This window comes from Gluconobacter japonicus (assembly GCF_015244665.1).
GTDB lineage: Bacteria > Pseudomonadota > Alphaproteobacteria > Acetobacterales > Acetobacteraceae > Gluconobacter > Gluconobacter japonicus.
The window spans coordinates 334593-360848 of record NZ_JABCQN010000001.1; the positions used below are offsets into that span (position 1 = coordinate 334593).

Genomic DNA, 26256 nt, shown 5'->3' on the forward strand with positions numbered 1-26256 from the left:
GACTGCCCCGTCTGACGTAATGAGGAGATTTGCCATGCGTCGCATCACCCGTGCAGTTCTTCTGGCTGCACCCCTGCTGATCGGCACGGCAGTAGTTGCCCCGAATGCCGTTGTTCCCACTGCTGAAGCACATTGGCATGGTGGTTATGGCGGTCCCGGATATGGTGGCCCAGGACGTGGGTATTATGGCCCGGGACCAGGTTGGCATCACGGTGGCCATCACGGAAACAGCGGTGCAGTGATTGGCGGAATTCTGGGCGGCCTTGCAATAGGCGCTGTAGGGGGTGCCATGCTGGGTCAGTCCTATGGTCCGCCTCCGCCGCCGGTTGTTTATGCTCCGCCGCCTCGTGTCGTTTATGCGCCACCACCGCCGGTCGTTTACGCTCCGCCACCACCGCCTGTTGTGGTTTATCCGCAATACTGAGGCATTATTGCCCTTCGTCCGCCTTGATCGGGCGAAGGGTGTCAGGCAATCATGGTGCCTATGACAGATCATGCTCTTCAGCCGGGTGACCGTGCTCCAGCGTTTTCGCTTCTCGTTTCGGGGGGCGGTGCCGTCAGCAGCGAAGCGCTGAAGGGCAAACCGTATCTGCTGTATTTCTATCCCAAGGCAGATACGCCCGGCTGCACAACGCAGGCCTGTTCCCTTCAGGAAAACCTGCCGTCCTTCGACAGCGAGGGGCTGACAATCATTGGTGTCAGCCCGGACCCGGTTGCGAAAATCGATCGTTTCGCCAAAAAATATGCTCTCACATTTCCGCTGGCCTCCGATGAGGATCATGCTGTCGCCGAGGCTTATGGAACATGGGTTGAGAAATCCATGTACGGGCGGACCTATATGGGCATGGAACGCAGTTCCTTCCTCGTGGATGGGAGCGGTGTCATCCGTCATATCTGGCGCAAAGTGAAACCTGCCGATCATACCGCGCTGGTGGCTGAGGCTTTCCGGGATATGACCAGCGGGGTCTGAGCGCCCTTCCTCCATCCTTTCCACAGACAGGGAGAGCGCCGGGCGTCAACCGGCATACAGACATGACCCTGCCTGATCCTTATTCACCTGGACCGTTCTGCCTTCCGCGACACCTGAGCGTTGCACGTTGGGTCTGTCTTGTGCTGACCGCTCCTGTCGCAGTTGCCGGAGCGGCAGGGACCCTGCTGTTGTGGAAGCTGGCGCACGGCCCCGTAGACGTCACCCCCATTTCCCGCCTGATCGAGCCAATTCCCGTGGTGGCAGGCAAGAAGCCCGGTCATCCCGCAGGCCGTCTGGCATGGTCTAGGCTTCGCGTTCAGTGGCAGCCCAGTTCTGGTGGGATCTCTGCAGGGCTGATGCTGGAGGCGCGCGGTCTCACGGTGACGCGTCTGGATGGCACGGTTGCTGAAACAGCCGGGGAAGCGGATACCGTTCTGGCACTTGCGCCTTTGCTTCATGGTATTCTTGCCCCGCGTCGGCTGCGACTTCAGGATGTTTCCCTCGTGCTGCGTCGACAAGCCAATGGGGACATTGACCTTGATCTGCCGTCTCAAAAACATGGCGGACGGGGTGTTCCGACCCAGATGGACCGTCTGGCTGCAGTCGATCTGCGGAATGTGTCGATAACGCTTTTAGGTTTGCCGGATGGTCAGTCCTTGCTGCTGGGGCCGATTGAAGCTCACGGCCAACGCCTGAAAGTTGCGGCTGCGTCCAAGGATTATCTCTGGAACGGCTGGTGGACCAGTTCCGTGCGTGTGGGATCGTTCCAGACGGTTCTGACGGCAAAAGGTGGTCAGAGATCTCCCCGGATGGGCGAATGGCACCTGACGTCCACGTCTTTCCGTCCAGAGGGATTGAGTGTTTTCAGCAAGGGGTTGGCGAACTGGGACGTTCCGCTCACTCTTGCTGCGGACATGCAGGTGGTGCCCCATGGGATGGGCGAACTTCCATCCAGTCTGGCGCTGCACCTGATGCTTGGAAATGGGCATGTCCGGCAGGGCGATGATGAGCCGATTGATCTGCGTGGTGGTGAGGCCCAGATCAATCTTCACATGACATCGCCGGGGACACAGGGACCCGCCTCTTTTACTGTTCCAACCCTGAAGCTGATGCTTGCCGATACTCATGGAGCACTGACGCATCTCCAGGCGACGGCAGCTCTGACAGTGGATGACCTCAAACATCCAAAGGTGCTGGACGGTGATGCTACGACTGCCCTGGATGGTTTTAATTTTGCCACTCTTGGAAATGTCTGGCCTGCTGGCCTGATTAAAGGCGGCCGGAAATGGATCGTCGCCAATATTACGCATGGCCGCGGGCATGATCTGCAGGTTCGCACGCATATTCATTCGAATAACGGCTTCAAGCATGTCCTGCCCACCAGTATGGACGGGCAACTGCTGGGCGATGATCTGACAGTTCATTGGCTCCGTCCGATTGCTCCAGCGACGGGGCTGGACGCTACGCTAGGATTTGACGGATTCGATACCTTGGTTGTGCGTTTCCAGCATGGAACACAAGCGACCGAGAGCGGGCCGATCAAAGTTGCGGATGGGGAAGTCCGTCTTGGAAATCTCTACGAAAAAGGCCCGACGACGGGAGATATCAGTGCTCATTTGAAAGGCTCTCTGCCGGCGTTCAGAGATATCCTGTCACACCCGAGATTGCACCTGCTGTCCAAGCACCCGTTACCATTTACGGACCCCTCCGGATCTGTCGATGCGTCTGCGCGGCTGACGTTGCCGCTGACGTCGCATGTTCAGGATGAGGACATGCACGTCCAGGCCAAGGCCTCCTTTGCCAGCGTGCATCTGGGGAACGTGTTGATGGGGCATGCCGTTGATGAGGCGTCCGGCACGCTTTCCGCAACCGAAAGTGGACTGGCTCTTACTGCAGATGGGCGTCTGAGGGGGATTCCCGTTCATGTCGTTGTGAATGAGAATTTCCGGAAAGGCGCTCCGGAACGGGTTTTACAGGATATTCAGGCAAAGGCGTTCCTCGATCCGCTGTCTGCCGTAAAAGCGCATCTGGTTCCGGCAGGGCTTTTCACCGGACATGCCACGCTGTCCGCGCATTACATCGAACATGCCAGCTCTCTCGCTGACCTTGCCCTGTCGCTTGATATGGAGCAGGCGGGAATTACGGTGCCGGTCTGGACCAAGCCGGTAGGTGAAGCGGCTGTTGCAACAGGGCATATTGCGTTGCAGGGCCACGATATGGTGGCCCTGGACGGTTTGCAGGCCCATGGCAAAACGCTGGACATTGCCGGTCGGGGCGTGACACAGAACGGCAAGCTGAACGGTATTGTCATTGAAGGCTTCCGGCTGGGGCGGAGCGCCGGAAGTGCCCGGATCATGCTGCCAGACCAGCCGTCTGACCCGGTGCATATTGCTCTGGATGCGGACCCTCTGGATCTGGCCCCGTTGTTTGATCCCGCGACCCGCAAGGCCGTGCAGGACGCAAGAGAAGCCGCAACACGAGAGGCAGGAAGCCCCAGCACGCCTGACAATGCGGATCAGGGCTGGTCTATCGATGTTCGGGCGCCTCGTGTCTATTTCGGGCCGAAAGGTATGGTCGGGGGGGTTGTGTCCCATCTGGAGCTCCGTCACGGCGCGCTTGTTTCAGGCCGTTTTGCTTTGGATGCGCCCTCTCGTGTGCGGGCTGTGCTGGCGGATACCGGGCAGCAGCAGCCATTCGTGCTGGATGTGGACAATCTTGGTATTCTGCTGAAAGAACTGGGGCTGTATGACCGGATCGGTGGCGGCGTCGCGCATCTGGATGGAAATTTCCTGCGCAGCAAAGCTGGCTCATCGGGGCTTGGTCTCGGCCTTCCACCATTCCGCGGGCATTTGGATATTGGTCCCTTCGAGTTCCTCCAGCCTCCGTTCACACTGACGGCTATTTCGGATCTGTCCCCGCTTCACTGGAGTCAGAGCCATATGGATCGGTTTCAGGTGAAGCGCGTTTCAACGAAACTCAGTCTTGAAGGGCGGAAACTGACCCTGCATGACGGGACAATCGGCAATCAGGCTCTTGGCGCAACGGTCGAAGGGCCGGTTGATCTCGATACGTCTGTTGTGGATCTGCACGGCACCATTGTGCCGCTGTTCGGCCTGAATGCGCTTCCGGGCAAGCTGCCGGGGGTTGGGCATATTCTGGCGCCTGAAAAGGGTGGAGGCCTGCTTGCGGCGACCTTTGACGTTAAGGGTACCGTTGGGCAGCCTCAAATGACGGTCAATCCGCTGTCCATGCTGCTTCCGGGCGTTCTGCGGAAGATTATGGAATAAGCCTCTTCCTTCGGGGCGCAGTGGTTCCGAAATAGGGACGGGAGTTCTATGATCGTTCCCGTATCAGGAGGCAGCCATGACGGACATGACGGATCTGTTCGGGACGACGCCCGGCCCCAGCGGCAGGGAAACGCCCCCACGACGTGAGGCGCAACCCTCGCGCCCTGTCCAGCCGTCTCGTCCAGTCGAAGCTCCCAGAATGCCAGCCCGCGCGCCATCGCGGACACAGCCTCTGGCGGACCGTCTGCGTCCAAAAACACTCGAAGAAGTGCGGGGGCAGGATCATCTTCTTGGCCCTGAAGGCACCCTGACGCGGATGCTGGCGCGAGGGACGCTCTCCAGCCTGATCCTCTGGGGAGGGCCGGGATGCGGCAAGACGACGATTGCACGCCTGCTGGCTGGGAAAGCCAATCTTTTCTATTCCCAGATTTCTGCTGTCTTCTCTGGCGTGGCAGAACTGCGAAAGGCCTTTGATGAGGCGGATAAAAGGCAGGAAGCAACGGGTCGCGGAACTCTGCTGTTCGTAGATGAAATCCATCGTTTCAACCGCGCTCAGCAGGATGGATTCTTGCCCTATGTCGAGCGCGGCACGGTCGTGCTTGTCGGTGCAACAACGGAGAACCCGTCTTTCGCCCTGAATGCGGCTCTTCTGTCCCGATGTCAGGTTCTAGTGCTGAACCGCTTGGACGACGCCAGTCTGGAAGCCCTTCTGCGCCGGGCGGAAGAAGAAGTCAGTCATCGCCTGCCATTGGATCGTGAAGCGCGTGCCAGCCTGCGGGCCATGGCGGACGGGGACGGGCGCTATCTTCTGAATATGGTGGAACAGCTCGTCGTGCTGGACCCGAACCGGGCGCTCACGCCGAAGGATCTGGCAGCGCTTCTGTCCCGCCGGGCGGTGCTGTACGACCGGGACCGCGAAGAGCACTACAATCTCATTTCCGCGCTCCATAAATCCCTACGTGGCAGTGACCCGGATGCGGGGCTGTACTGGTTCGCCCGTATGCTCGAAGGGGGCGAAGATCCACGCTATATCGCCCGCCGCCTGACGCGCTTTGCGGCGGAAGACGTGGGACAGGCGGACCCGAATGCCCTGCCAATGGCCGTTGCGGCATGGCAGACTTACGAACGGCTTGGCTCCCCGGAAGGAGAATTGGCTCTGGCGCAGGTAGTCGTTCATCTGGCGACGGCCCCGAAGTCCAATGCCGTTTACATGGCCTATAAGGCGGCGAGAAAGCTGGCTCGGGAAACCGGAAGCCTGATGCCGCCTTCCCATATTCTTAACGCCCCAACGGCCCTGATGAAAGACATCGGGTACGGCAAGGGCTATGAATACGATCATGACTCCGAAGACGCCTTTTCGGGTCAAAACTATTTCCCGGAGGGCATGGAGCGGGTCTCGCTCTATCAGCCGACAGACCGGGGTTACGAGGGCCGTATCAGAAAACTTCTGGACATACGGGCCGCCAAAAGGGCATCCCGCGAGCCATGAAAGTTTCCAACCGTATTGTTACCGAAGACGAAGCCGATCTGCGCCTCGACCGCTGGTTCCGTCGTCACTACCCCAATCTCACGCAGGGCGCGCTTCAGAAGCTGTGCCGGACAGGGCAAGTCCGCGTCGATGGGGGACGTGTGCAGACCAACTCCCGTCTCGCACCGGGGCAGAGCGTCCGTATTCCGCCATTGCCGGATATAAGCCAGCCCGCACCGCTTCCCCCGCCAGATCCGATGCTGGTGCGCGAAATCGAAAAGATGGTGATCTATCAGGACGATCATCTTCTGGTTCTGGACAAGCCATCCGGTCTCGCCACGCAGGGTGGCCCCGGCATCACCAAGCATGTGGACATGATGCTCGATGGTCTGCGGAAGGAAGATGGGGACCGCCCGCGCCTTGTGCATCGCATCGACCGTGACACGTCCGGTATCCTTCTGATCGCCCGTACGCCGGGCGTGGCCGCCAAGCTGGCAGCCGCATTCCGTGGGCGTGATGTCGGCAAAACGTACTGGGCGATCGTTGTGGGCCGTCCGGCGCAGGCTTCCGGCATCATTGACCAGCCGCTCGCCAAAATCGGCGCAGGGGGAGCGGCTCTCGTGGTCGCTGCCTCCCGTGGGGAAGAAGATGCCGTGTCGGCCAAGAGCGAGTACGAGACGATTGATGCGGCCGGAAAGAAGTTTTCCTGGCTAGCCCTGTCTCCGCTGACGGGTCGGACGCATCAGCTTCGCGTTCATTGCGAATCCCTTGGCACGCCCATCGTTGGTGATCCGCGCTATGGCGGGAAGGCCGCCCATCCGGAAGGGTTCATCGACCGGCTGCATCTCCATGCCCGCCAGCTCGATATTCCGCATCCGGCGGGAGGGCGCCTGATCGTCACGGCCCCGTTGCCGCCGCATATGCGTGAGACGTTCCGTTCGCTTGGGTTTGTGCCCGGGGAGACACCGGCACCCAAGCGAATCAAGGGAAACAAAGGGCCTGCAAAATAATGAGGAAACTCACTGGCGCGCTCATCGGGGTCATCGTTGCCTTTGTGGGCGCCAGCATTGCCGCACATGAACTGATCGACCAGGATGTGCTGCGCCAGCGTGTGGCTGACGCCCTGAAGAAAGAGACGGGCCTGTCCATGGCCGTTGAAGGATCATCCATCCAGATCCTGCCATGGCCGTCCTTTGAAGCCCGGAACCTTGTTCTGCAACGTCCGGGGCAGAAGCCTGTTTTCCAGGCCAGAACCGTTCATGCGGGTCTGTCGGTTCTGGCGCTTCTGCACCGGGAGGTCCGTTTTCAGGACTTTGTCGTTGATGGTGCCACGCTTTCGCTGGAGCGTGATCGGGACGGGAGGGCCAACTGGTCTCTCAACCGACCTGTCCAGACTGATAGTAGCGATGAAAATGCTCCGCTTCCTGTTCGCAGGCATATTGGAGAGCGCGTTCAGGTTCACTGGAACCTGTCGCTGGATGCCCTGCATCTGACGAACAGTAGCGTCCAATGGCGGGACGACCTGAAAGGCATGAGCGGATCCTTCCTGATCGGAACGATGGATCTCGCCGGCCTTCGTAGTCCCAGCCCATGGATTAACCTGCAAGGAAGCCATGGGCCAACGCCCTTCACGCTTCAGGGGCATGTAGGTGATCTGTCGCTGCTGCGCTCCGAGGCAAAGCCATGGACGTTCAGTCTTGGGTCGACGCTCGGCACGGATGCAAAGCGGGACTGGCTGAACGTGGATGGCCAGATTCATGACGTTCCCCATCTGCGCGGTTTGGCATTGACCGCTCAGGGCGAGTGGCCAAACCTGCAGGACGCGCATCGCCTGTTCCCACATGCAAATCTGCCGGATGTGCGCGGTCTGGGGGGCGAGTTTTCGGTTCAGGGCGATGCCGGAGAACTGACGGATGCGGACTGGGCGGATAAGGGGCAGGCTCTGCTCCAGAGCCTTGTTCCAGGGCGGATGCACCTTCATGCCGCTGGGCTGACTGTCCGAGGCGCCACACTTAGCAACCTGCATCTTGATGCTGATGCGCCCACAGCGCCGCTTTCAGTCGCAGCAGATGTGGTATGGCGCGACATGGGCTGGCGTCTGGCGGGGAAGGCTGGAACGCTGGAACAGGCGGTTCATGCCTGGCGCGATCATGGACAGACCACAGTTCCCGTTGAGGCTGAACTGCGCTCGCTTCCGCTGTCTCTGACTGCGGCTGTCAGTGGGACTGAAAAGGCGCTGCCGGTTAACGCGCAGGATGAAGCCCGGGTTACGATGTCCGGAACGCTTGGTGCGGAGGCAAGCCATTTTGGCGTGCAAGGTGGTGCCCGGACCCTGCATCTGCCCAAGGCAGTGCTGCATGATGTGTCTCTTCAGGGGACGCTGGACAGCAAGGGCCTGAGCGAAGCAACGCTGAACGGATTTGCGTTCAAGAGCCACGAAGTGGATGTGGATGGCACGCTGCATCTTCTGACAGGGGACGATACAACGCCCCTGCTGAATGGCCATCTCCATGCCACGCAGCTTGATCTGGATGCCATCCGTGGTCTCTGGATTGCCCAGACCCAGGCAGAGCAGGACCGAAAATCTGTTCCTGTGTCTCCGCAATCTCCTGCCGTCCCGTTACCGACAGAGGCGGCAAAGACTGTCGCCACCCATCCTGTACAGACACAGGACCAATCTGCCGTGCCTGCTGCGCCGGAGGCGTCCGCTGGCCCGGAGGCTGTGGTGCCAGCATGGGTCAAGCGTTTGCGGGCGCAGGATCTTGATCTGCACCTGACGCTGGACCGGGTTGTCTTCTACAGCCACGATTACACCAATCTTGCGACCCATCTGACAGTGTCCGACGGCCATCTGCGTCTTGACCCGATTTCGGGGCAGGGACAGGGGCTGACCTTGTCCGGTCAGGTTGATCTTGATGCCTCGAAGCTGCCGGTCACGGCACATTTCACGTTCCAACCTCTGGTGCTGCCTGTCGGATTGCTGGAGGACAGCTTGAAGTTGCCTCTGCTGCTTCAGGGGCCGGTTCAGGTCGCAGGGGATGTCAGGGGGCAGGGTGAAACGCTGGAGACACTCCGTCAGTCCCTGACCGGCCATCTGGGAGTTTCCATGGTAGACGGAAAGGTGGACAGCCAGATTCTGGGACGGATTGCCGGGTCAGGGGCAGGTTCTCTGCTAGGCAGCGGTGCGCGCCCACTCCGCTGTCTCGGGCTGCACATGACGTTTGCGGAAGATGTCGCCACGTTGGACACAATCGGTCTGCAATCAGGGCGCTTTTCGACGCAGGGACATGGCGAGGTTCATCTCGGCTCACAGGAGATGACGCTGCATCTGGTTCCAAGCCTTGATTTCGAAAGTGCTGGAGCCTCAACGCCGGTGATCGTCACGGGAACCATTTCTGAGCCTCAGGCCCAGCAGGATCGGGATGGAAACGGGCGGTTCCAGCTGTCGATCGGGGATGGCCCGGTCGCGGATCCCTGTACATCCGCGCTGGCTGCCGCCCGCGAAGGGCAGGCGGGCCCACCTGTTTCCGAACAGCCTCATCATCATAACAAGGCAGGCGACATCCTGCGTGCATTGGGAGTCCTCCATTGAGCAGTCGCAAGCGTTTCTGGAAAAGCGTGACACTCGGGGAGCAGGACGGCTTGTTCGGCCCGGAACTGGACGGTCGTCCAATCCGGTTGCCGAAAGGCACCGTATTGGCTGTCCCTTCACGGTCATTGGGGCAGGCGCTGGTCGCCGAATGGAGTCGTATCCCGGACAATGAGGCATTCACGCCAGAGCAACTGCCTCTGACCCGCATCGCAGGCACCATGATCGAACGGATTCGTCCCGATCTGGTCGAGGCCCGGGAGACCCTGCTCCGCCATGGACTCGATGATGGTCTCTGCTATCGCAAAGAGAAGCCCGACTCGACCGTAGAGCGTGTTTTGGAATGGCTCGCCAAGGAAGGCATCCGACCAATTGTTACAGACGGTCTTATGCCGATCACGCAATCAGGTGATTACATTACGGGGCTGGAGCGCCTTCTGGCTCAACAGAATGAGGCCGAACTGGCGGTGCTGGGCGTCCTGACGCAGAGTTTTGGAAGTCTTCTTCTGGCTCTGGCTCTTGTTTCGGGGACGATCAGCAGAGAGGCGACCATCTCCGTTGCTAACGCCGATGAGCGCCGACAGCTTGAAGTCTGGGGCCGGGACGATGAACTGTTCCGCGTCATGATGACACGGGAGCAGGATACGACTGAGGCTCTGACATTTCTTGGTTTTGCACGAGAGGGCTGAATTTTCCGTGTGAGGCATGATGTTGCCATATTCGGGGCGCATCTGGCGCTGTGACAGAACGAGATGATTAGTGACTGGCTTCTGAGGGAAGTTATGACGCAATTTCCGATCTGTCCTGTAACGTCAGAGTCGAGGAAGATATGTCGGTATCCGTCAGTCGCCCCATGCGCCACATGGGTACACGCCTTGTAGCGAAGTGTTCCATGGGAGCATGGCTACTTCTGGCAGCAACGCCGATTATTGTTGTTGTCTGCGCTATTCACGGCTGAGGCGCCCGTCGCCTCGCAGTTTATTTGCCTGACATGTCCTCCTGAGTGTGAAGGCATGAAAAAAGCCCACTTCCACGGAGAAGCGGGCTCTCTCTAAAAACAGAAATAGCTGAAGACGCTCAGGCGTCTCCGTTGTCCGGTACCATGATGCTGACAGCAGCCGTGGCCGCAATTCCTTCTTCACGGCCCGTGAAGCCCAGACGCTCGGATGTCGTGGCCTTCACGGAAATGCGGCTGACATTGACCTGAAGCAGTTCTGCCAGACGCTCCTGCATGGCCTGGGCATGCGGGCCGATCTTGGGGCGCTCGCAGATCAGCGTAATGTCTGCGTTCACGAGGAAGCCACCACGGGCACGAATGCGCTCACCGGCATGGACGAGGAAACGGGCCGAATCCATGTCCTTCCACTCGTTGTCTGTCGGCGGGAAGTGGCGGCCAATGTCACCCTCAGCCAGTGCACCATAAATGGCATCACAAAGCGTGTGGATGCCGACATCGGCGTCCGAATGGCCAGCGAGGCCCTTTGTGTGCGGAATTTCAATCCCGCAGAGGATCAGCTTGCGGCCTTCCTCGAATGCGTGAACGTCGTAGCCAAGCCCGACGCGGGGCAGCAGGTTGCCGTCGATTACACCTTCAAGACGCATCAGATCCTCCGCAACTGTCAGTTTGATATTGTTGTCCGATCCCTGAACGATCGCGACCGGATGGCCACCCTGTTCAAGCAGGGCTGCATCGTCGGTGCGGGCATCGCGGTGGGTGCGATGCAGCTCGAGCAGGGTCGGGAAATGGAAGCCCTGCGGCGTCTGTGCGCGCCACAGGTTTTCGCGCGGGACCGTATCGATGATGATGCCGTCCCGGACTTTTTTGATGGTATCGCTGACCGCAACGGCGGGAATCACGCCCGCATGGGTTTTCAGCGCCTCAATGACATTCTGAACTACTTCCGGTGGTACGCAGGGGCGCGCACCATCATGAACCAGCACAAGATCCGGCGGCTCTGGCAGGTTGGCGAGCGTTTCCAGCCCGTTCCGCACGCTGTCGTGACGTTCTGCACCGCCCGCAACGGGTGGCAGAACATTCAGTCCAGCAAGGCTTTCGGCCAGCAGGGGATCGTCTCCGACTGGCAGAAGAACATCTACATGCGGCAGGAGAGCTTCTGCAGCGCGGCGGATGACGGGTTTGCCCCGTAGCATCCGGAACTGCTTGCTGGAACCTTCACCCTCGGGTGAAGCGGCGGCAAATCGCCGACCACGACCGGCGGCGAGAAGAAGGGCGGCGATACGCATGGGCGCAGGAATGGGCCGCGGGGGGCTGAACGTCAAGCCCGCGCGTCAGGCCGCATCAGTGTAGAAGTCCCTCGCCATGGGGGCTGTCGAGGCTGAATGTGGGAATCTGCACGTCGAAACGTTGTCCGGAGACGGGTTCAAGCATGTGATACGTGCCCCGCATGAAGCCACCCGGCGTCGTGAGCATGGCGCCTGACGTGTAGTCGAACTGGTCTTTCGCGGGAATGATAGGCTGTTCTCCCACCACTCCATCGCCATGAACGTGTTCAATACGCCCAAGGCCATCCACGATTTCCCAACTGCGGGAAATGAGCTGGAAGGTCTCCTTCCGGCCATTTTCGATGCAAATATGGTAGGCCCACGCAAAGCGGTGGTCTTCCGGATGGGATTGGTCGTCCAGCCAGAACGTCCGAACCGTGACGGTCACGTCGTCTGTTATCTGGCTGAAACGGGGCGCATTATCCATGGCTTCGGCCAGCGCCGTTTCCGGGTCCGACAGGAGGTGAGGGTGGGATGACTTGTCAGGCATGAGGCCATTCTAATGTCATCCCGCATTTTTGTCAGGAAACTTATTTTGCAGCGTGAGCCGCGGCAGCACCGGCCGTGACGTCTGCAATCAGGTCGGCTGCGTCTTCAAGCCCGACGGACAGACGGATCACGCCATCCGTAATGCCCAGACGTGCGCGTTCTTCTTCACTGACGCGCATATGGGTCGTTGTGGCCGGATGGGTCGCGAGGCTGCGGGCATCACCAAGATTGTTGGAAATCGCAATCAGACCGAAAGCGTTGAGGCAGGCAAAGGCACCGGCTTTGCCGTTTTCGACCTCAAAGGCCACCAGAGAGCCACCGTTATTCATCTGCTTCTGAGCAAGGTCATGCTGCGGATGGTCGACACGACCCGGATAACGAACGTTTACGACGCCCGGAAGTGCTGCCAGCGCATCGGCAACGGCAGCCGCATTGCGCGCCATGGCTTCGGCCCGAAGCTTGAGAGTTTCGAGGCCCTTGAGAAGCACCCAGGCATTGAACGGAGACAGGGCGTTACCCGTGTTTCGGGTGAACGGCTGGAGCGTCTCCTTGATCCATGTGTCGTTGCCCAGAACGGCACCGCCCAGGACGCGTCCCTGACCGTCAATATGCTTCGTACAGGAGTACAGCACGACGTCTGCACCCAGCTTGAGCGGGGACTGACCGATCGGGGAAGCGAAGACGTTGTCCACCATCAGCAGGGCACCCGCCTTGTGGGCGAGGTCCGCAATACGCTGGATATCGAGAACATCCAGCATCGGGTTGGACGGGCTTTCGATCAGAACGGCGGCGGTTGGGCGCGAAAGTGCCTTTTCCCAGGCGTCGTAATCGTCGCCATCGACCAGTTCGGTCTCGATGCCGTAGCGCGGCAGAAGTACCGTGACGATCCAGTAGCAGGAGCCAAAGATCGCGCGGGACGCTACAACACGCTCCCCGGTTTTGACATGCGCCAGAAGGGCTGACGACACCGCGCCCATGCCTGTGGACGTGGCGATACAGGCTTCAGCGCCTTCCAGAAGGGCCAGACGCTCCTGAAGCGTGTCCACAGTTGGGTTGCCGAAACGCGAATACTGGAAATGCTCGACATCGCCTGTGAAAGTAGCAGCAGCTTGTTCAGCGCTATCATAAACGAAGCCGGATGTCAGAAAGAGCGCTTCGGACGTTTCACCGAATTCAGTGCGGTTGGGGGCGTCGTGCAGGAGACGCGTGGCTGTGCGCCAGTTTTCTGAAGACATAAGATCAGTCCCTCCAAAGGTTCTCACCGCTTAGGTGAAAAGCATGTGGCGGGCCGTGGAAGTCCTGGGGAAACCGTAGGTGGAAAACCGCAGGGCCTCTTTAGCGCAATTATTTATCCTCGCCGCAAGCCGGCCGCTCAAATCACGAGGGCCAAACGGTCTTTAAGGCCGCCTGACGGGCAGGACTATGAAACGAGGAGTGGTTTTGCGTCAACACCTCTCGGCGTGGATTGCAGAGGGGCGGAGGGGAGGATATAAGCGACGACATTGCGGGTGTAGTTCAATGGTAGAACGGCAGCTTCCCAAGCTGCATACGAGGGTTCGATTCCCTTCACCCGCTCCAGATTTCCCTGAAAAATTGTCAGTTCGGTCCGTTCATCTTGGGCATGGGCGGTGCACTCAGCGTGTCCTGATACTCGTTGCCATCCCAGATCCACTTGTCATTCTTGCCAACCAGAAGATCGTGCATGCCTTTATGGCGCGTCGGCAGAACGGAAATATCACCGTTCACTGAATCCAGAACCGTGTTCCAGCTATCGTTATGGCGCAGATAGACGGACGTGGTGCAGCCTGCAGACCCGCAGAGACGGGCTGACTGAAGCTGAACGAACAGGGCTTCGTCATTCTTGCCAGAAGAAAGGGGCGCAGAGCCGACCAGCACAACCGGGTGGTCGTGATGCTTGGCAGCATCTTCCAAATCATCGGAATTCAGCTTGCGGGCATCGATATCAAGCTGTGTGCCAGGATGGGCAGACAGAATGACGGGGGCTGCCCCCGCTGCCGCAGAAGAAGAATGCTGCGTATGGTGCTTTGCCCGATGATGCGTTGTCGCGGCGCTTACCGTGGCGGCAATCGCGAGGGAGGAGACTGCCAGCAGCGCCAGATGGCGAGGCCGGGTGCGGGAAAGAATCTGCTGGATCGTCATAATATGATTCTTAACACGGAATTACGCCGGACGATCCATGACAGATTCCCAGCTTTGAAAGATTCGAACGTTATTCGTGCCGAAGCGTGATGACCAGAACGTCCCGATAGGCTGGCTCGTTGGGGTTTTGGGGTGTGACAGCCGTGACGCCGTGATAAACGCGATGATCATCCACAATGGCGGCGTCGAGCGGTTTGGTCAGGGTGAAAGACCCCAGAAGGTCTTTCTGGTTGTCATGAATGGTCGTCACGCCCTGCTCTACATTGTGCCGTCCAATCATCAGAACCAGAACCCAGTCAACTCCATCGCGGTGCATCCCTTCCGGAGTTGGGCGCCCTTCGCTGTCAGGGTTGGCTTCGATGCGGAACTGGTGAACCTCCGTGTGCCAGGTCTCCGGCTTTTCCTGGGAAGGTGTCAGGGCATCGGCGAATCGGCTAATAGTCCGGATCGCGGCAAGCATTGCGGGGTGAGAAGCGATGTTGTCTTCAATTGCACCGAACCAGCGTTCGATCCCGCCATTCAGCAGATTGTGGTCCCGGCTCTGATAATGGGGCTGGTGCGTTTTGCGGGTAATGAGACCATTATTGACGGAAAACGTCGCATAACGTCGACGCCGGTAACGTCCCCCATCAGCCATGTAAAGATCAAGGCCAAGATCGTTCCAGCTTGAGGCAAACGTATCCCAGTCCGTCAGACCCTCATGTTCAAGAAGCGGACGCATCGTGTCCGCTTGCAGGAACTTGAAACCTTTTTCAGAAAGAATGGTTTCGACCCGCTGCACGGTCTGGTCGAAGGCTGAAGGCAGAGGTGTGTCGGTCATGTCTGCTCACTTGGTGATGCCATGCCCGACGCTCACATCTGTCGGGCAGTTCAGGCTCCGAGGTCTGGTTTGACGGGCGAGAGATGTTCCCGAACCGTCGTGGACGCTGTTTTTGCCAAGCCTACGATACCAGCCTGATGCTGGCGGTACAGTCCTTCATGGATCAGACGGGCAAAAAGACCGGAGAGCAAGCCACCGCCAAAGCTGCGGTTGGCATCCAGCATACCCCAGCCATTGTAATCACCCAGTGCCACGACAGCGCCGCGATCATTGTAAACGAACGGAGCAGGTGTCTGCCCGGCGATAACCTGTGGCAGTACACGACCGATATACTGGCCCTGCTGACGGGCTGCCTGTGCTGTAGGAGCGACAGGAGCCGCATCAATGCGGGCACAGTCCCCAATAGCAAAAATCTTGGGGTCTTCGGTGGTCTGGAGAGTCTGGGTCACGCCAAGCTGTCCTGCACGACCACGCTCAAGTCCATCGAACAGCGTTGTCGCATCAGAAGCGCGAACACCGGCTGCCCATATGCGGAGCGTTGCAGGAATCTGCTCGCCCGATTTTAGGTTGAAGCCGTTTTCATCCGCTCCAACGACCATCGCTCCCGTGCGAACGGAAATGCCCAGCTTTTCCAGTTGTGCCGCAGCCGCTTCGGAGACGGCTTCAGGAAAGGCCGGAAGAATACGCGGGCCGGTTTCGATCAGGACGGCATCCAGACCGTTTTTGCGAACCGATACACCCAGACCCGGTGCTTCATCGATGGCCTTGCAGAGTTCTGCGGCAAGCTGCACGCCTGTAGCGCCACCACCGACAATACCGAGGCTCAGCTTCTGACCGGCTGCGCGGGCCGTCTGGAGCGCCTTGCGGAACTCAGAATACAGTGTGTCCGCGTCATTGAGGTTGTCGATGAAACGGCAATGCTCGACAATTCCGGGAATACCAAAATCGTTGGCGCGCGATCCAAGGGCTACGACAAGATAATCGTATGGGAGAGTCGAGCCGTTCTCGAGCGTGACCGTCTGGGCTGTGCGATCAACGGCTGTGGGAACGCTCTGAACGAAGTTGAAACCGAATTTTGCGGCAGTTTCTGTAAAGGGAATGCAGTTGCCGTCGTGCTGCATCGTGCCGGCTGCAAATTCATGCAGGGATGGCTTCCAGTAGTGGACCGGGCTGCGATCAACGAGTGTCAGGGAAATGTTGCTGCGGCGACCAAGGGCCGTCGCGGCCTCCAGACCTCCGACTCCGCCACCGAGAACAACGACACGAGTTGCAGCAGACATGGACAGTTTCCTCTTACCGGGCGCCCGCCAATTGGGCCGATCACTGTGCTAACGGGAGCGGAAGGGCTGCACAAGCCCTGCTCCCGCTCTCGTGTTGAGCGTTTTAGCTGCGATAGGACCCGTTGATGTCGATGTAGCCATGCGTGAGGTCACAGGTCCACACGCGGGCCTGTCCGTCACCCAGTCCGAGATCGACGGTGATTTCGATGTCCTGACCCTTCATGTGGGCCACAACAGGGGCTTCGTCGTAGTTTTCGACAACGCCACCTTCACGCGCGATCCAGGTGCCGCCCATGGCGACAGAGAGGCGGTCCCGATCTGCGGGTTCGCCGCTTTTGCCTACAGCCATCACCACGCGGCCCCAATTTGCGTCTTCGCCAGCGATGGCCGTTTTGACCAGAGGCGAGTTGGCAATCGAAAGGGCGATGCGGTGGGCGGACACATCGGAATCAGCCCCTGTGACATCCACGCGGATCTGCTTCGTTGCGCCTTCGCCGTCACGGACGACGAGAATGGCAAGCTCCAGAAGCAGGTCGTTCAGGGCTTCGGTAAATTCGGCGAGAGCGGGATCATGCGGGCCGGTCACAGGTTCGTTGTCTGCAAGACCCGTGGCGAACAATACCAGCATGTCGGACGTGGACGTATCCGAATCGACCGTGATGGCGTTGAAGCTCTTGGCGCAACCGGCTGACAGCAGGGACTGGAGAATGTTCTGCGGAATTTTGGCGTCGGTCGCGACGTAAGCCAGCATCGTGGCCATGTCTGGGGCGACCATGCCGGAGCCCTTGGCGATGCCCTGAAGGCGAACGGGTGTTCCGTTGATGGTCACGTCACGGCGGGCAGCCTTCGGGAAGGTGTCCGTCGTCATAATGGCGCGGGCAGCCTGTTCCCAGTTGTTCTCGTCCAGTCCAGCCTGAGCGGCGGGAAGGGCGTCAATAATGCGCTGCTGGGGAAGTTTCTCGCCAATAACGCCTGTTGAGGCGAGGAACACATCCTGCGGTGGGCAATCGAACATGGCGCTGACAGCATCAGCACAGTCTTCGCACGCCTGAATGCCCGCACGTCCGGTGAAGACGTTGGCGTTTCCGGCATTGACCAGAAGAGCGCGGGCATAGGGGGTTGTCTGGGCCTGACGGCACCACAGGATGGGTGCGCCAGGGCAGGCGTTACGCGTGTAAACGCCTGCGACAACCGTGCCGGGGGCAAATTCCGCCAGCATCAGGTCCGTTCGGCCCTGATAGCGGACGCCCGCGGCAACGGCGGAAAGCCGTACGCCGGCAACCGTTGAAAGGTCCGGAAGGGGACGGGACAGCGGAGACACGGCGATCGGCTTTCCCATGGTCTTACTTCTTGGCTGGAGCTGCAGCCGGGGCATCAGCGACCGGCTTGCCCTGTGCGTCGAAGTGAACAACCTTCACCTGAGATTCAGCCTGCTGAACGATCTGGCGGACCTTATCACGGATCAGTTCCTGACGAACCTGATCGTGGATCTGGTCGAAGCTCGGGATCGGAGCGGTCCGTGTGCCCAGAACCTGGATCACATGGTAGCCGTACTGCGTGTGAACCGGTGTCTGGGAGATCGTGTTTGGCTTCATGGTGAAAGCGGCGTCAGAGAAAGCCGGCAGCATGTCACCCTTCTTGAACCAGCCAAGATCGCCACCGTTTGCACCAGCGGAACCCTTGTCCTTGGACAGCTGGCCAGCAAGCTTCGCGAAGTCAGCACCCTTGTTGAGCTGGGCAATGATGTCCTTGGCCTGTGCTTCCGTCTCCACGAGGATGTGGCGAGCGTGAACTTCCTGCTCAGGCTTCTGGTTGGCGTAGTGCGTCTGGTAGTAGTCGTGCAGAGCCGCATCGGTCACGAGCGGAGCGACCTTCTCTTCCAGATAGGCATTCTGCAGGGCGCTGTTGGCAGCGTTCTGCATGGCAGCCTTGACTTCCGGCTTGTTGGTCAGACCTTCCTTGCCAGCAGCGATCTGGATCGCCTTCTGATCGACGAGCTGGTTGACCAGCAGCGGGATCAGCATGGACGGCTGAAGCTGACGGGCCTGCGGCGGCAGGTTGCCAGCAGCCTGCTGAACATCACCGAGGGTAATCTTTTCGCCATTGACGGTTGCGATCACCATGTCCGGCTTCGGAGCGGGTGCAGCGGCCGGTGCTGGAGCAGCAGCCGGGGCAGCAGGAGCCGCGAAAGCGAGAGGAGCTGAAACCGACGTGCCAGCCAGAAGTGCTGCACAGGCGAGAGTGGAGCGGGAAAGCCGCATGAAAATACCTCGGACCATAAAGAAGGAGGAAAACGAATGGGCAGCACCATGACAAAGCGCGCTCAACCCTGCAAGAGCACGGCCCCTTACCATTCCGTCACACTCCGGAAATGGGCATTTTAGTGGACCTCCCGGGTGCCTCTCCATTGACCCGTGGGCACGCGGGTCCTATCTCCACGTGACGTGAAAATCGTGATTGCCCGGTTTGGGAGGTCTTTCCGCTGATGGAAAGAGCTTCTGATCGGGTGCTCGGCATCTCAAGGTTCAGCATGTTCGCACGCCTCGCACGCGCCCTCTTCGGTTCCGCCAATGATCGTTCGCTCAAGGCGTATCAGCGCCGTGTGCCCGAGATCAACGCTCTGGAGCCCACAGTTCAGGCGCTCAGTGACGAGCAGCTTCAGCATAAGACGGTAGAGTTCAAAGAACGTGTCGCCAAAGGCGAAACGCTGGATGCGATGCTGCCGGAAGCCTTTGCCGTCTGTCGTGAAGCGTCGAAGCGTGTGCTGGGTAAGCGCCATTTCGATGTGCAGTTGATTGGCGCAATGGTTCTGCATGATGGTCGGATTGCTGAAATGCGGACCGGTGAGGGCAAAACCCTTGTCGCGACGCTGGCCGTTTACCTGAACGCGCTGTCCGGCAAGGGCGTGCATGTCGTGACGGTGAACGACTATCTGGCCCGTCGTGATGCCGAGGAAATGTCGGTTCTTTACAGCTTCCTTGGTCTGACGACAGGCGTGATCATCCCCAATCTGGCGGATGAAGAGCGTCGCGAAGCCTATGCCGCAGACATTACCTATGGAACGAACAACGAGTTCGGCTTCGACTATCTGCGCGACAATATGAAATATTCGCTCGCCGATATGGTGCAGCGTCCGTTCAACCACGCCATCGTGGATGAGGTGGACAGCATCCTGATCGACGAAGCCCGGACCCCGCTGATCATTTCTGGTCCCGCCGACGACAGTTCAGAGCTTTACCGGACGGTTGATGCCGTTGTGGCCAAGCTGGTGCTGGAACCCGAAACCTTCGACAAGGATGAGAAGCAGCGCAGCGTGACGCTGACGGAAGCTGGCTCGCACCGGATTGAAGAGCTTCTGAATGAAGCCGGCGTTCTGCAGGAAGGCGGTCTGTACGATATTCACAACGTGGCTGTGGTGCATCACGTTCAGCAATCCCTGCGGGCCTATACGCTGTTCACGCGGGATGTTGATTACATCGTCCGTGACGGCAAGGTGATCATCATTGATGAATTCACCGGCCGTATGATGGATGGCCGCCGTTATTCTGATGGTCTGCATCAGGCGCTGGAAGCGAAAGAGCACGTTGAAATCCAGCAGGAAAACCAGACGCTCGCCTCCATCACGTTCCAGAACTACTTCCGTCTGTATCCGAAGCTGTCCGGCATGACCGGTACGGCTATGACCGAGGCTGATGAGTTTGCGGAAATCTACAATCTGACGGTTGTGGAAATCCCGACGAACCGTCAGGTGAAGCGGATTGATACGGATGATGAAGTTTATTTGACAGCGGGCGAGAAATTTAACGCCGTTGCCGATCTGATTCAGGAAATTACGGCCAAGGGTCAGCCGATTCTCGTGGGCACGACGTCCATTGAGAAGAGCGAGTATCTCTCCAGCATTCTGACTGGACGCGGCATCAAGCATAACGTGCTCAATGCGCGGCATCATGAGAAAGAAGCCAGCATCATTGCGCAGGCTGGTGCGCCGGGGGCCATCACGATCGCCACGAACATGGCCGGTCGTGGTACGGACATCAAACTTGGTGGCAACATCGAGATGCTCATCCATGCCTATACGGATGGTATCGAGGATGAAGCCGAGCGCGAGCGTATTGCCGAAGAAATCCGCAAGACGGTTGAAGTCAACCATGGCGCGGTTCATGAATCCGGTGGTCTGTATGTCATCGGGACGGAGCGTCATGAGAGCCGTCGTGTTGATAACCAGCTGCGTGGCCGTTCGGGCCGTCAGGGTGATCCGGGAAATTCCCGTTTCTTCCTGTCACTTGAAGACGATCTGATCCGCATTTTCTCTGGCGACCGTATGGGCGCTATGATGCAGAAGATGGGCCTGAAGGAAGGGGAGGCGATTGTTCACCCCTGGCTGAACAAGGCCGTCGAGAAGGCTCAGAAGCGCGTTGAAGCCCGCAACTTTGACATGCGCAAGAACACGCTGAAATATGACGACGTCATGAATGACCAGCGCAAGGAAGTCTATTCCCAGCGCAAGGAATACATGTCGTCGGAAGATCTGTCTGGCGTGATCGCGGAACTGCGTTTGCACACCATCGAGGATCTGGTTCATGCCCATATCCCCGAGAAGTCTTTTGCCGAAGCGTGGGATACGGCGGGCCTTTCCAAGAGCCTGACTGATATTCTGAACCTCGATCTTCCGATTGCCGAATGGGCAAAGGAAGATGGCATGGATGCAGAAGGCGTGATCGAGCGTGTGGAAGCCGAAGCCCAGAAGGCTCAGGCCGCCCGTACGGCGAACATGGGTCCTGAACTCATGCGCATGATCGAGAAGCAGGTTGTGCTCACGACGTTCGATGCTGTGTGGAAAGAGCATCTGCATGGACTGGACCAGCTTCGTCAGGGCATCGGCCTGCGTGCTTATGGTCAGCGTGATCCGCTGAATGAGTACAAGCAGGAAGCTTTCCAGATGTTCACGGCCATGCTGGATGACATGCGGATGCGCGTGACACAGACCATGTGCCGCATTCAGGCCGTGAGCGAGCCGCCGCCTTATCCGGCTGTGGATACATCCACTCAGCATGAGACATTCGAGGCTCCGCCTTCTCTTGAGCAGGCTTCACAGCCGGTCATGAGTTTTGCCGCGCCTCAGCCGCAGTTTGCAGCGCAAGGTTCAATAGAAGAGCCGGATGCAGCTACGTTTCAGCGGTGGTATGAAGAGACGCCGCGCAATGCGCTTTGCCCGTGTGGATCGGGCCAGAAGTTCAAACACTGTCATGGCAGGCTCGCCTGAGCCTCTGACACCCGTAGAGGAAGGAGCGACCGATGGCCGGTCATTCGCAATTTAAGAACATCATGCACCGCAAGGGCGCGCAGGACGCTAAACGCGCCAAGCAGTTCGCCAAGATCCTGCGCGAAATCACGGTTGCTGCACGGTCCGGTCTTCCCGATCCGGCATCGAACCCGCGCCTGCGTGCTGCTATTACGGCAGCACGTGAAGCAAACATGCCCAAGGACAACGTCGAGCGCGCCATCAAGAAGGCCTCCGGGGCTGCTGGCGGGGAAGACTATGTGGAAGTCCGTTACGAGGGTTACGGCCCGGCTGGCGTGGCGATCATTGTCGAAGGCCTGACGGACAACCGCAACCGTACGGCTGGCGAAGTCCGCGCTGCATTCTCCAAGCATGGCGGTTCGCTGGGTGAGTCGAACTCGGTGTCCTTCATGTTCCAGCGTCTGGGTGTCGTGACCTATCCGGTCGATGCTGCGTCTGAAGACGAGATGCTCGAAGCCGCCATTGAAGCTGGTGCTGACAATGCTGTGCTGACCGAGGAAGGTCACGAGATCACTTGCGAGATGGAAAATTTCTTCGCGGTTCGTGACGCCCTTGAAAGCCGCTTTGGCGAGCCGCAGTCCGCAAAGCTGGACTGGCGCCCGGAAAACAGCGTTTCGCTGGATGAGGAAAAGGCCCGGACGGTTCTGAAGCTGATCGACGTTCTGGAAGACAACGACGACGTTCAGGCTGTTTATGCCAACTTCGACCTTCCGGATGACGTGGCTCAGGCGCTCGCCGCTTGATCCGTCTGATGGGCATAGACCCCGGCCTGCGTTTCATGGGCTGGGGGATTATTGATGTGGATGGCAACCGCCTGAAGCATGTGGCTTCCGGTGTAATCGCAACGGATGGCAACGAATCGGTTCCCCTGCGGCTCTGTGAACTGCATGGGAAGCTCCAGAATCTGATCCGTGAGTATGCTCCCGCCGAAGCTGCGGTTGAGGAAACTTACGTGAACCGCAACGGCTCTTCGACGCTCAAGCTTGGTTATGCTCGTGGAGTGGCTCTTCTGACGCCTGCTTATGAAGGGCTGCCCGTCGCGGAATACGGGGCCATGATGGTCAAGAAATCCGTGGTCGGCACCGGGGCGGCGACGAAAGAGCAGGTCACGATGATGGTGAAGCGTCTGCTACCCGGCGTGGCTATTCATAAAGCAGATGCCTCCGATGCTCTGGCCGTGGCGATCTGCCACGCGCATCATCGAGCCAGTGCGGCGCATGTGGCTCTTGGGAAGCGAATGGCATGATCGGACAATTGACGGGTCTTGTCGGGCAGATTGAAGGCGAGCGCTGCATCGTGGACGTCAATGGCGTCGGGTATGTGGTGTCCGCCTCAACGCGCACGCTGGGAAATGTTCCGCATCCGCCTGAAGTGGCGCGTCTGCTGATTGAAACAGTCGTCCGGGAAGATGCGATCCTGCTGTACGGGTTCGGGACCGCTGACGAACGCGAGTGGTTCCGTCTGCTGACAACGGTTCAGGGCGTGGGCGCCAAGGTTGCGCTGGCCATTTTGTCGGCCAACTCGCCGGGTGAAATTCTGCTGGCCATCAATGCCGGAGACCGTGGGTCTTTGACGCGGGCTGCGGGTGTCGGGCCACGCCTTGCGGACCGTATTTTGAGCGAACTACGGAACAAGGTTGCCAAGATGCCGGGTGGCGGGGCTGCTGCACCAGTGCCGGGGATCGTGACCGGACCAAGCGTTGAAAATGATGCACTTCTGGCGCTGGCGGGTCTCGGCTTCCGACGGGCCGAAGCTTGGTCGGTGCTGAGTCGTGTTCTGGCTGAAAATGAGAATGCCAGCCTTGATCTGGCTATCCGTCTTTGCCTGAAGGAACTGGCCCGATGAGCGAATTTCGGGAAACGGACCCGGCTCGTCTGCCGGAAGACATTGCGGAAAGTGGCCTCAGGCCGGAGAGCCTTGCTGATTTTACGGGCCAGAAAGCCAGCCGGGAAAATCTTGCTATCTTCATCGAGGCCGCGAAGGCTCGTGGCGAAGCTCTGGATCATGTCCTGCTGCATGGCCCTCCGGGTCTGGGTAAGACAACGCTGGCACAGATTGTGTCCCGTGAGTTGGGTGTCGGTTTCCGGGCAACGTCTGGGCCGGTTATTCAGCGGGCAGGGGATCTGGCGGCGATCCTGACGAATCTCCAGCCACGCGATGTGCTGTTCATTGACGAAATCCATCGGCTTCAGCCTGCGATTGAGGAAATTCTTTATCCTGCGATGGAGGATTTCCAACTCGATCTGATTATCGGGGAAGGGCCGGCGGCTCGATCTGTCCGGATTGATCTCGCGCCGTTCACGCTTGTTGCCGCGACGACGCGTGCCGGTCTGCTGGCTACGCCTTTGCGGGATCGCTTCGGCATTCCTCTGCGACTTGTTTTTTATACACCGGATGAACTGCGGGCCATTGTGTCCCGTGGAGCAACCAAGCTTGGCGTGCATCTGAATGACGATGGTGCGGAAGAAATCGCACGTCGTTCCCGTGGAACGCCGCGTATTGCCGGGCGTCTTCTGCGCCGAGTGCGCGATTTTGCACTGGTGGCGAAGAAACCGATCATTGATCGCGCCACGGCGGATGCTGCGCTGTCCCGTCTTGAAGTTGATGAGCGCGGTCTGGATGCGATGGACCGGCGCTATCTGCTGCGGATTGCGGAACACCATCATGGCGGCCCGGTGGGCGTTGAGACGCTTGCAGCTGGTCTGGCGGAAGCGCGCGATACGCTGGAAGATGTCATTGAGCCTTATCTGATTCAGGAAGGCATGGTGCTTCGGACAGCGCGCGGTCGCATGCTGGGTGAAGCGGGTTGGCGCCATCTGGGGCTGAACCCGCCCGCGAGCCAGGTAGATCTCCTTTCTGCGCTCGATGATGATACGACGACCTGAAACCGGGCATATGAGCGGAGGATCTGATGGCAACGCATAAAATCCGGTTTCGGGTTTATTACGAAGACACGGATGCCGGGGGGATTGTCTATCATGCGCGCTATCTCGGTTTTGCCGAACGTGCACGCAGCGAGGCCATGCGGGATGCAGATGCGTCCGTTACGGAACTTCTGAATGATTTTGGTCTGGCCTTTGTCGTTCGGCAGGCCAGTATCCGGTATCGCTCTCCGTTGCGACTCGATGATGAAATGGAAATCGAGACTGCGCTGGAAGCCATGACGCCAACACGGCTGAAACTTCAGCAGACGGTGCGGAATTTCTCGAAGGGTAACGAAACCGCCGTTGTCATTGATGTGGAACTGGCGTGCCTTTCTGCAGAAACAATGAAACCTGCCAAAATTCCGCCTCGCTGGTGTGATGCTGTTCGAAAACTCGAGGCTGGAGAGGTCTGACCCACTTTCCTGTTTCCTCACGAAGTGCAATGGAGAGACCTGACCCGTAAGGGACAGGATCTGGACAGGAGAGAACAGTGGATCATGAGGTAAGTTCGAGTGCGCTTGGGGCGGTCGGTGCGGCCGGTCTGTCGCCTCTGGACCTGTTCCTGCACGCGTCCATCGTCGTAAAGCTGGTCATGATCGGGCTCGTCCTGTGCAGTGCAGGCGTGTGGGCGATCATCGCGGAAAAAATCATTCTGATGCGTCGCGTGAATCGTGAAGCGACGGAATTTGAAGACCGTTTCTGGTCCGGCGGTTCGCTGGACGACCTCTACGAATCCGATGGTGCCCGCCCGACGCACCCGATGGCCGCCGTGTTTGGGGCTGCCATGGGCGAATGGCGTCGTTCGGCACGCATTGTTGGGATCGATCTGGCGCGCGGTGGCGTGCGGGACCGTATCGACCGTGCCATCAATATTACCGTTTCCCGCGAGAATGATCGTCTGGGCCGTCGCCTGATCTTTCTGGCAACGATTGGTCCGGTAGCACCGTTCGTAGGTCTGTTCGGTACGGTCTGGGGTATCATGCATGCGTTCGGCTCGATCGCTGCCATGCACAATACCAATCTTTCCGTCGTGGCTCCGGGTATTTCCGAAGCCCTGTTCGCAACGGCTATCGGCCTTGTGACGGCTATTCCCGCCTACGTTGCCTATAACGTTCTCAGCAACTCCACGGACAAGTTTGCGGACCGTATGGAGGCTTTCGGAACCGAATTCGCCGCCATCCTGTCCCGTCAGTCCGAAGAGCGTGCGGACGAGACGACCAGCGGGAAGGCCTGATCCATGGGGATGTCCGCTGGAGGAGGAGGGCGCGCAGGGGGCCGTCGTCGGCGTCCGGCATCCGAGATCAACGTCACACCGCTGGTGGACGTCATGCTGGTGCTGCTCATCATTTTCATGGTGACGGCGCCGATGATGACCAGTGGCGTCAATGTTGATCTGCCCAAAACGGATGCCAGTCCGGTCAATGCGGATACGAAGCCGATCACGGTTTCGCTGCGCAATGACGGTTCGCTGTATCTGGGCGAAGATCCGATCACGCCGGAACAGCTTGTGGACCAGCTCAAGGTCCAGTCCCAGAATGATCCGAATCATCGGATCTTCGTTCGTGCCGATGCGCATATCGACTATGGCCGCGTGATGCAGGTCATGGGTCAGATCACGTCTGGTGGCTTTACGCATGTGGCGCTGCTTGCTCAGCAGCCTCAGAGCGGCCAGTAAAGGACTTCG

24 protein-coding genes, 1 tRNA gene and 1 riboswitch are annotated in these 26256 nt (G+C 59.0%); of the genes, 17 read left to right on the forward strand and 8 right to left on the reverse strand.

Going from position 1 to position 26256, the window contains the following annotated elements:
• Nucleotides 1-34: 34 nt before the first annotated feature.
• From HKD32_RS01515 to HKD32_RS15415, 8 genes are all read left to right on the forward strand, one after another.
• Nucleotides 35-424, forward strand: a complete 390-nt coding sequence (locus tag HKD32_RS01515) for a hypothetical protein (RefSeq protein WP_010501033.1) — start codon at nucleotides 35-37, stop codon at nucleotides 422-424.
• A gap of 60 nt (nucleotides 425-484) precedes the next feature.
• Nucleotides 485-970, forward strand: coding sequence for a thioredoxin-dependent thiol peroxidase (bcp, locus tag HKD32_RS01520; protein WP_194257525.1), 486 nt, complete (start codon nucleotides 485-487; stop codon nucleotides 968-970).
• Nucleotides 971-1032: 62 nt separating this feature from the next.
• On the forward strand, nucleotides 1033-4257 hold the full coding sequence (locus HKD32_RS01525; protein WP_194257382.1) for an AsmA-like C-terminal region-containing protein: 3225 nt from the start codon (nucleotides 1033-1035) through the stop codon (nucleotides 4255-4257).
• Nucleotides 4258-4333: 76 nt separating this feature from the next.
• Nucleotides 4334-5746, forward strand: a complete 1413-nt coding sequence (locus HKD32_RS01530) for a replication-associated recombination protein A (protein ID WP_194257383.1) — start codon at nucleotides 4334-4336, stop codon at nucleotides 5744-5746.
• Nucleotides 5743-6735 carry an RluA family pseudouridine synthase gene (locus tag HKD32_RS01535; RefSeq protein WP_023944883.1) on the forward strand — a complete coding sequence of 331 codons (993 nt, stop codon included), beginning with the start codon at nucleotides 5743-5745 and terminating at the stop codon, nucleotides 6733-6735. Before HKD32_RS01530 ends, HKD32_RS01535 begins: the two co-directional genes overlap by 4 nt.
• Nucleotides 6735-9317 (forward strand): AsmA family protein, encoded by a 2583-nt coding sequence (locus HKD32_RS01540; protein ID WP_194257384.1) that lies wholly within the window; start codon nucleotides 6735-6737, stop codon nucleotides 9315-9317. The genes HKD32_RS01535 and HKD32_RS01540 overlap by 1 nt, the downstream gene beginning before the upstream one ends.
• Nucleotides 9314-10003 (forward strand): ATP12 family protein, encoded by a 690-nt coding sequence (locus HKD32_RS01545; RefSeq protein ID WP_061932618.1) that lies wholly within the window; start codon nucleotides 9314-9316, stop codon nucleotides 10001-10003. The genes HKD32_RS01540 and HKD32_RS01545 overlap by 4 nt, the downstream gene beginning before the upstream one ends.
• Before the next feature lie 140 nt (nucleotides 10004-10143).
• On the forward strand, nucleotides 10144-10272 hold the full coding sequence (locus HKD32_RS15415; protein ID WP_015072348.1) for a hypothetical protein: 129 nt from the start codon (nucleotides 10144-10146) through the stop codon (nucleotides 10270-10272).
• Nucleotides 10273-10391: 119 nt separating this feature from the next.
• Here HKD32_RS15415 and ispF read toward each other — a convergent pair whose 3' ends face one another.
• From ispF to metZ, 3 genes are read right to left on the reverse strand one after another with little or no spacing between them, the layout of a single operon-like run.
• Nucleotides 10392-11558 carry a 2-C-methyl-D-erythritol 2,4-cyclodiphosphate synthase gene (gene ispF / locus HKD32_RS01550; RefSeq protein WP_061932918.1) on the reverse strand — a complete coding sequence of 389 codons (1167 nt, stop codon included), beginning with the start codon at nucleotides 11556-11558 and terminating at the stop codon, nucleotides 10392-10394.
• A gap of 55 nt (nucleotides 11559-11613) precedes the next feature.
• Nucleotides 11614-12087 carry a Co2+/Mg2+ efflux protein ApaG gene (apaG, locus tag HKD32_RS01555; RefSeq protein ID WP_010501050.1) on the reverse strand — a complete coding sequence of 158 codons (474 nt, stop codon included), beginning with the start codon at nucleotides 12085-12087 and terminating at the stop codon, nucleotides 11614-11616.
• Between the two features lie 40 nt (nucleotides 12088-12127).
• Nucleotides 12128-13321, reverse strand: a complete 1194-nt coding sequence (gene metZ / locus HKD32_RS01560; RefSeq protein ID WP_061932616.1) for an O-succinylhomoserine sulfhydrylase — start codon at nucleotides 13319-13321, stop codon at nucleotides 12128-12130.
• A gap of 79 nt (nucleotides 13322-13400) precedes the next feature.
• Nucleotides 13401-13480: riboswitch (SAM riboswitch) on the reverse strand.
• 110 nt (nucleotides 13481-13590) lie between these two features.
• Between metZ and HKD32_RS01565 the strand changes: the two genes are divergently transcribed.
• A tRNA-Gly gene (locus tag HKD32_RS01565) sits at nucleotides 13591-13664 on the forward strand.
• Nucleotides 13665-13682: 18 nt separating this feature from the next.
• On the opposite strand, the gene HKD32_RS01570 is transcribed toward HKD32_RS01565, so the two are convergent.
• From HKD32_RS01570 to HKD32_RS01590, 5 genes are all read right to left on the reverse strand, one after another.
• The gene (locus HKD32_RS01570) at nucleotides 13683-14246 is read right to left on the reverse strand and encodes a hypothetical protein (protein WP_194257385.1); all 564 of its coding nucleotides are present in this window, start codon (nucleotides 14244-14246) and stop codon (nucleotides 13683-13685) included.
• A gap of 70 nt (nucleotides 14247-14316) precedes the next feature.
• Nucleotides 14317-15066, reverse strand: coding sequence for a 2OG-Fe dioxygenase family protein (locus HKD32_RS01575; protein WP_194257386.1), 750 nt, complete (start codon nucleotides 15064-15066; stop codon nucleotides 14317-14319).
• Nucleotides 15067-15116: 50 nt separating this feature from the next.
• Nucleotides 15117-16346 carry an NAD(P)/FAD-dependent oxidoreductase gene (locus HKD32_RS01580; RefSeq protein WP_062024439.1) on the reverse strand — a complete coding sequence of 410 codons (1230 nt, stop codon included), beginning with the start codon at nucleotides 16344-16346 and terminating at the stop codon, nucleotides 15117-15119.
• A gap of 103 nt (nucleotides 16347-16449) precedes the next feature.
• Nucleotides 16450-17685, reverse strand: coding sequence for a bifunctional glutamate N-acetyltransferase/amino-acid acetyltransferase ArgJ (gene argJ, locus HKD32_RS01585; protein ID WP_062024437.1), 1236 nt, complete (start codon nucleotides 17683-17685; stop codon nucleotides 16450-16452).
• 4 nt (nucleotides 17686-17689) lie between these two features.
• A complete protein-coding gene (locus HKD32_RS01590; protein ID WP_026017379.1) occupies nucleotides 17690-18607 on the reverse strand; it encodes a peptidylprolyl isomerase in 918 nt (305 codons plus the stop codon).
• Between the two features lie 269 nt (nucleotides 18608-18876).
• Between HKD32_RS01590 and secA the strand changes: the two genes are divergently transcribed.
• The 8 genes from secA to tolR all read left to right on the forward strand — a co-directional run bounded on the left by secA (nucleotide 18877) and on the right by tolR (nucleotide 26247).
• Entirely contained in the window at nucleotides 18877-21609 is a 2733-nt protein-coding gene (gene secA / locus HKD32_RS01595) for a preprotein translocase subunit SecA (protein WP_194257526.1), read from the forward strand.
• Nucleotides 21610-21641: 32 nt separating this feature from the next.
• Nucleotides 21642-22391 carry a YebC/PmpR family DNA-binding transcriptional regulator gene (locus HKD32_RS01600; RefSeq protein ID WP_010501066.1) on the forward strand — a complete coding sequence of 250 codons (750 nt, stop codon included), beginning with the start codon at nucleotides 21642-21644 and terminating at the stop codon, nucleotides 22389-22391.
• A complete protein-coding gene (ruvC, locus tag HKD32_RS01605) occupies nucleotides 22388-22894 on the forward strand; it encodes a crossover junction endodeoxyribonuclease RuvC (protein WP_194257387.1) in 507 nt (168 codons plus the stop codon). The genes HKD32_RS01600 and ruvC overlap by 4 nt, the downstream gene beginning before the upstream one ends.
• The gene (ruvA, locus tag HKD32_RS01610) at nucleotides 22891-23493 is read left to right on the forward strand and encodes a Holliday junction branch migration protein RuvA (RefSeq protein ID WP_194257388.1); all 603 of its coding nucleotides are present in this window, start codon (nucleotides 22891-22893) and stop codon (nucleotides 23491-23493) included. Before ruvC ends, ruvA begins: the two co-directional genes overlap by 4 nt.
• Entirely contained in the window at nucleotides 23490-24533 is a 1044-nt protein-coding gene (ruvB, locus tag HKD32_RS01615) for a Holliday junction branch migration DNA helicase RuvB (RefSeq protein WP_061932604.1), read from the forward strand. Before ruvA ends, ruvB begins: the two co-directional genes overlap by 4 nt.
• 26 nt (nucleotides 24534-24559) lie before the next feature.
• Nucleotides 24560-24985, forward strand: a complete 426-nt coding sequence (gene ybgC, locus HKD32_RS01620; protein ID WP_007282571.1) for a tol-pal system-associated acyl-CoA thioesterase — start codon at nucleotides 24560-24562, stop codon at nucleotides 24983-24985.
• 77 nt (nucleotides 24986-25062) lie between these two features.
• Nucleotides 25063-25806 (forward strand): protein TolQ, encoded by a 744-nt coding sequence (tolQ, locus tag HKD32_RS01625; protein WP_010501071.1) that lies wholly within the window; start codon nucleotides 25063-25065, stop codon nucleotides 25804-25806.
• A gap of 3 nt (nucleotides 25807-25809) precedes the next feature.
• A complete protein-coding gene (gene tolR / locus HKD32_RS01630) occupies nucleotides 25810-26247 on the forward strand; it encodes a protein TolR (RefSeq protein ID WP_010501072.1) in 438 nt (145 codons plus the stop codon).
• The last annotated feature ends 9 nt before the right edge of the window (nucleotides 26248-26256 follow it).

Excerpts from the sequence above, each read along its gene's own strand:
- HKD32_RS01515 (WP_010501033.1), top strand. The coding sequence starts at position 35 with ATGCGTCGCATCACCCGTGCAGTTCTTCTGGCTGCACCCCTGCTGATC.
- bcp (WP_194257525.1), top strand. The coding sequence starts at position 485 with ATGACAGATCATGCTCTTCAGCCGGGTGACCGTGCTCCAGCGTTTTCG.
- HKD32_RS01525 (WP_194257382.1), top strand. The coding sequence starts at position 1,033 with ATGACCCTGCCTGATCCTTATTCACCTGGACCGTTCTGCCTTCCGCGA.
- HKD32_RS01530 (WP_194257383.1), top strand. The coding sequence starts at position 4,334 with ATGACGGACATGACGGATCTGTTCGGGACGACGCCCGGCCCCAGCGGC.
- HKD32_RS01535 (WP_023944883.1), top strand. The coding sequence starts at position 5,743 with ATGAAAGTTTCCAACCGTATTGTTACCGAAGACGAAGCCGATCTGCGC.
- HKD32_RS01540 (WP_194257384.1), top strand. The coding sequence starts at position 6,735 with ATGAGGAAACTCACTGGCGCGCTCATCGGGGTCATCGTTGCCTTTGTG.
- HKD32_RS15415 (WP_015072348.1), top strand. The coding sequence starts at position 10,144 with ATGTCGGTATCCGTCAGTCGCCCCATGCGCCACATGGGTACACGCCTT.
- ispF (WP_061932918.1), bottom strand. The coding sequence starts at position 11,558 with ATGCGTATCGCCGCCCTTCTTCTCGCCGCCGGTCGTGGTCGGCGATTT.
- apaG (WP_010501050.1), bottom strand. The coding sequence starts at position 12,087 with ATGCCTGACAAGTCATCCCACCCTCACCTCCTGTCGGACCCGGAAACG.
- metZ (WP_061932616.1), bottom strand. The coding sequence starts at position 13,321 with ATGTCTTCAGAAAACTGGCGCACAGCCACGCGTCTCCTGCACGACGCC.
- HKD32_RS01570 (WP_194257385.1), bottom strand. The coding sequence starts at position 14,246 with ATGACGATCCAGCAGATTCTTTCCCGCACCCGGCCTCGCCATCTGGCG.
- HKD32_RS01575 (WP_194257386.1), bottom strand. The coding sequence starts at position 15,066 with ATGACCGACACACCTCTGCCTTCAGCCTTCGACCAGACCGTGCAGCGG.
- HKD32_RS01580 (WP_062024439.1), bottom strand. The coding sequence starts at position 16,346 with ATGTCTGCTGCAACTCGTGTCGTTGTTCTCGGTGGCGGAGTCGGAGGT.
- argJ (WP_062024437.1), bottom strand. The coding sequence starts at position 17,685 with ATGGGAAAGCCGATCGCCGTGTCTCCGCTGTCCCGTCCCCTTCCGGAC.
- HKD32_RS01590 (WP_026017379.1), bottom strand. The coding sequence starts at position 18,607 with ATGCGGCTTTCCCGCTCCACTCTCGCCTGTGCAGCACTTCTGGCTGGC.
- secA (WP_194257526.1), top strand. The coding sequence starts at position 18,877 with ATGTTCGCACGCCTCGCACGCGCCCTCTTCGGTTCCGCCAATGATCGT.
- HKD32_RS01600 (WP_010501066.1), top strand. The coding sequence starts at position 21,642 with ATGGCCGGTCATTCGCAATTTAAGAACATCATGCACCGCAAGGGCGCG.
- ruvA (WP_194257388.1), top strand. The coding sequence starts at position 22,891 with ATGATCGGACAATTGACGGGTCTTGTCGGGCAGATTGAAGGCGAGCGC.
- ruvB (WP_061932604.1), top strand. The coding sequence starts at position 23,490 with ATGAGCGAATTTCGGGAAACGGACCCGGCTCGTCTGCCGGAAGACATT.
- ybgC (WP_007282571.1), top strand. The coding sequence starts at position 24,560 with ATGGCAACGCATAAAATCCGGTTTCGGGTTTATTACGAAGACACGGAT.
- tolR (WP_010501072.1), top strand. The coding sequence starts at position 25,810 with ATGGGGATGTCCGCTGGAGGAGGAGGGCGCGCAGGGGGCCGTCGTCGG.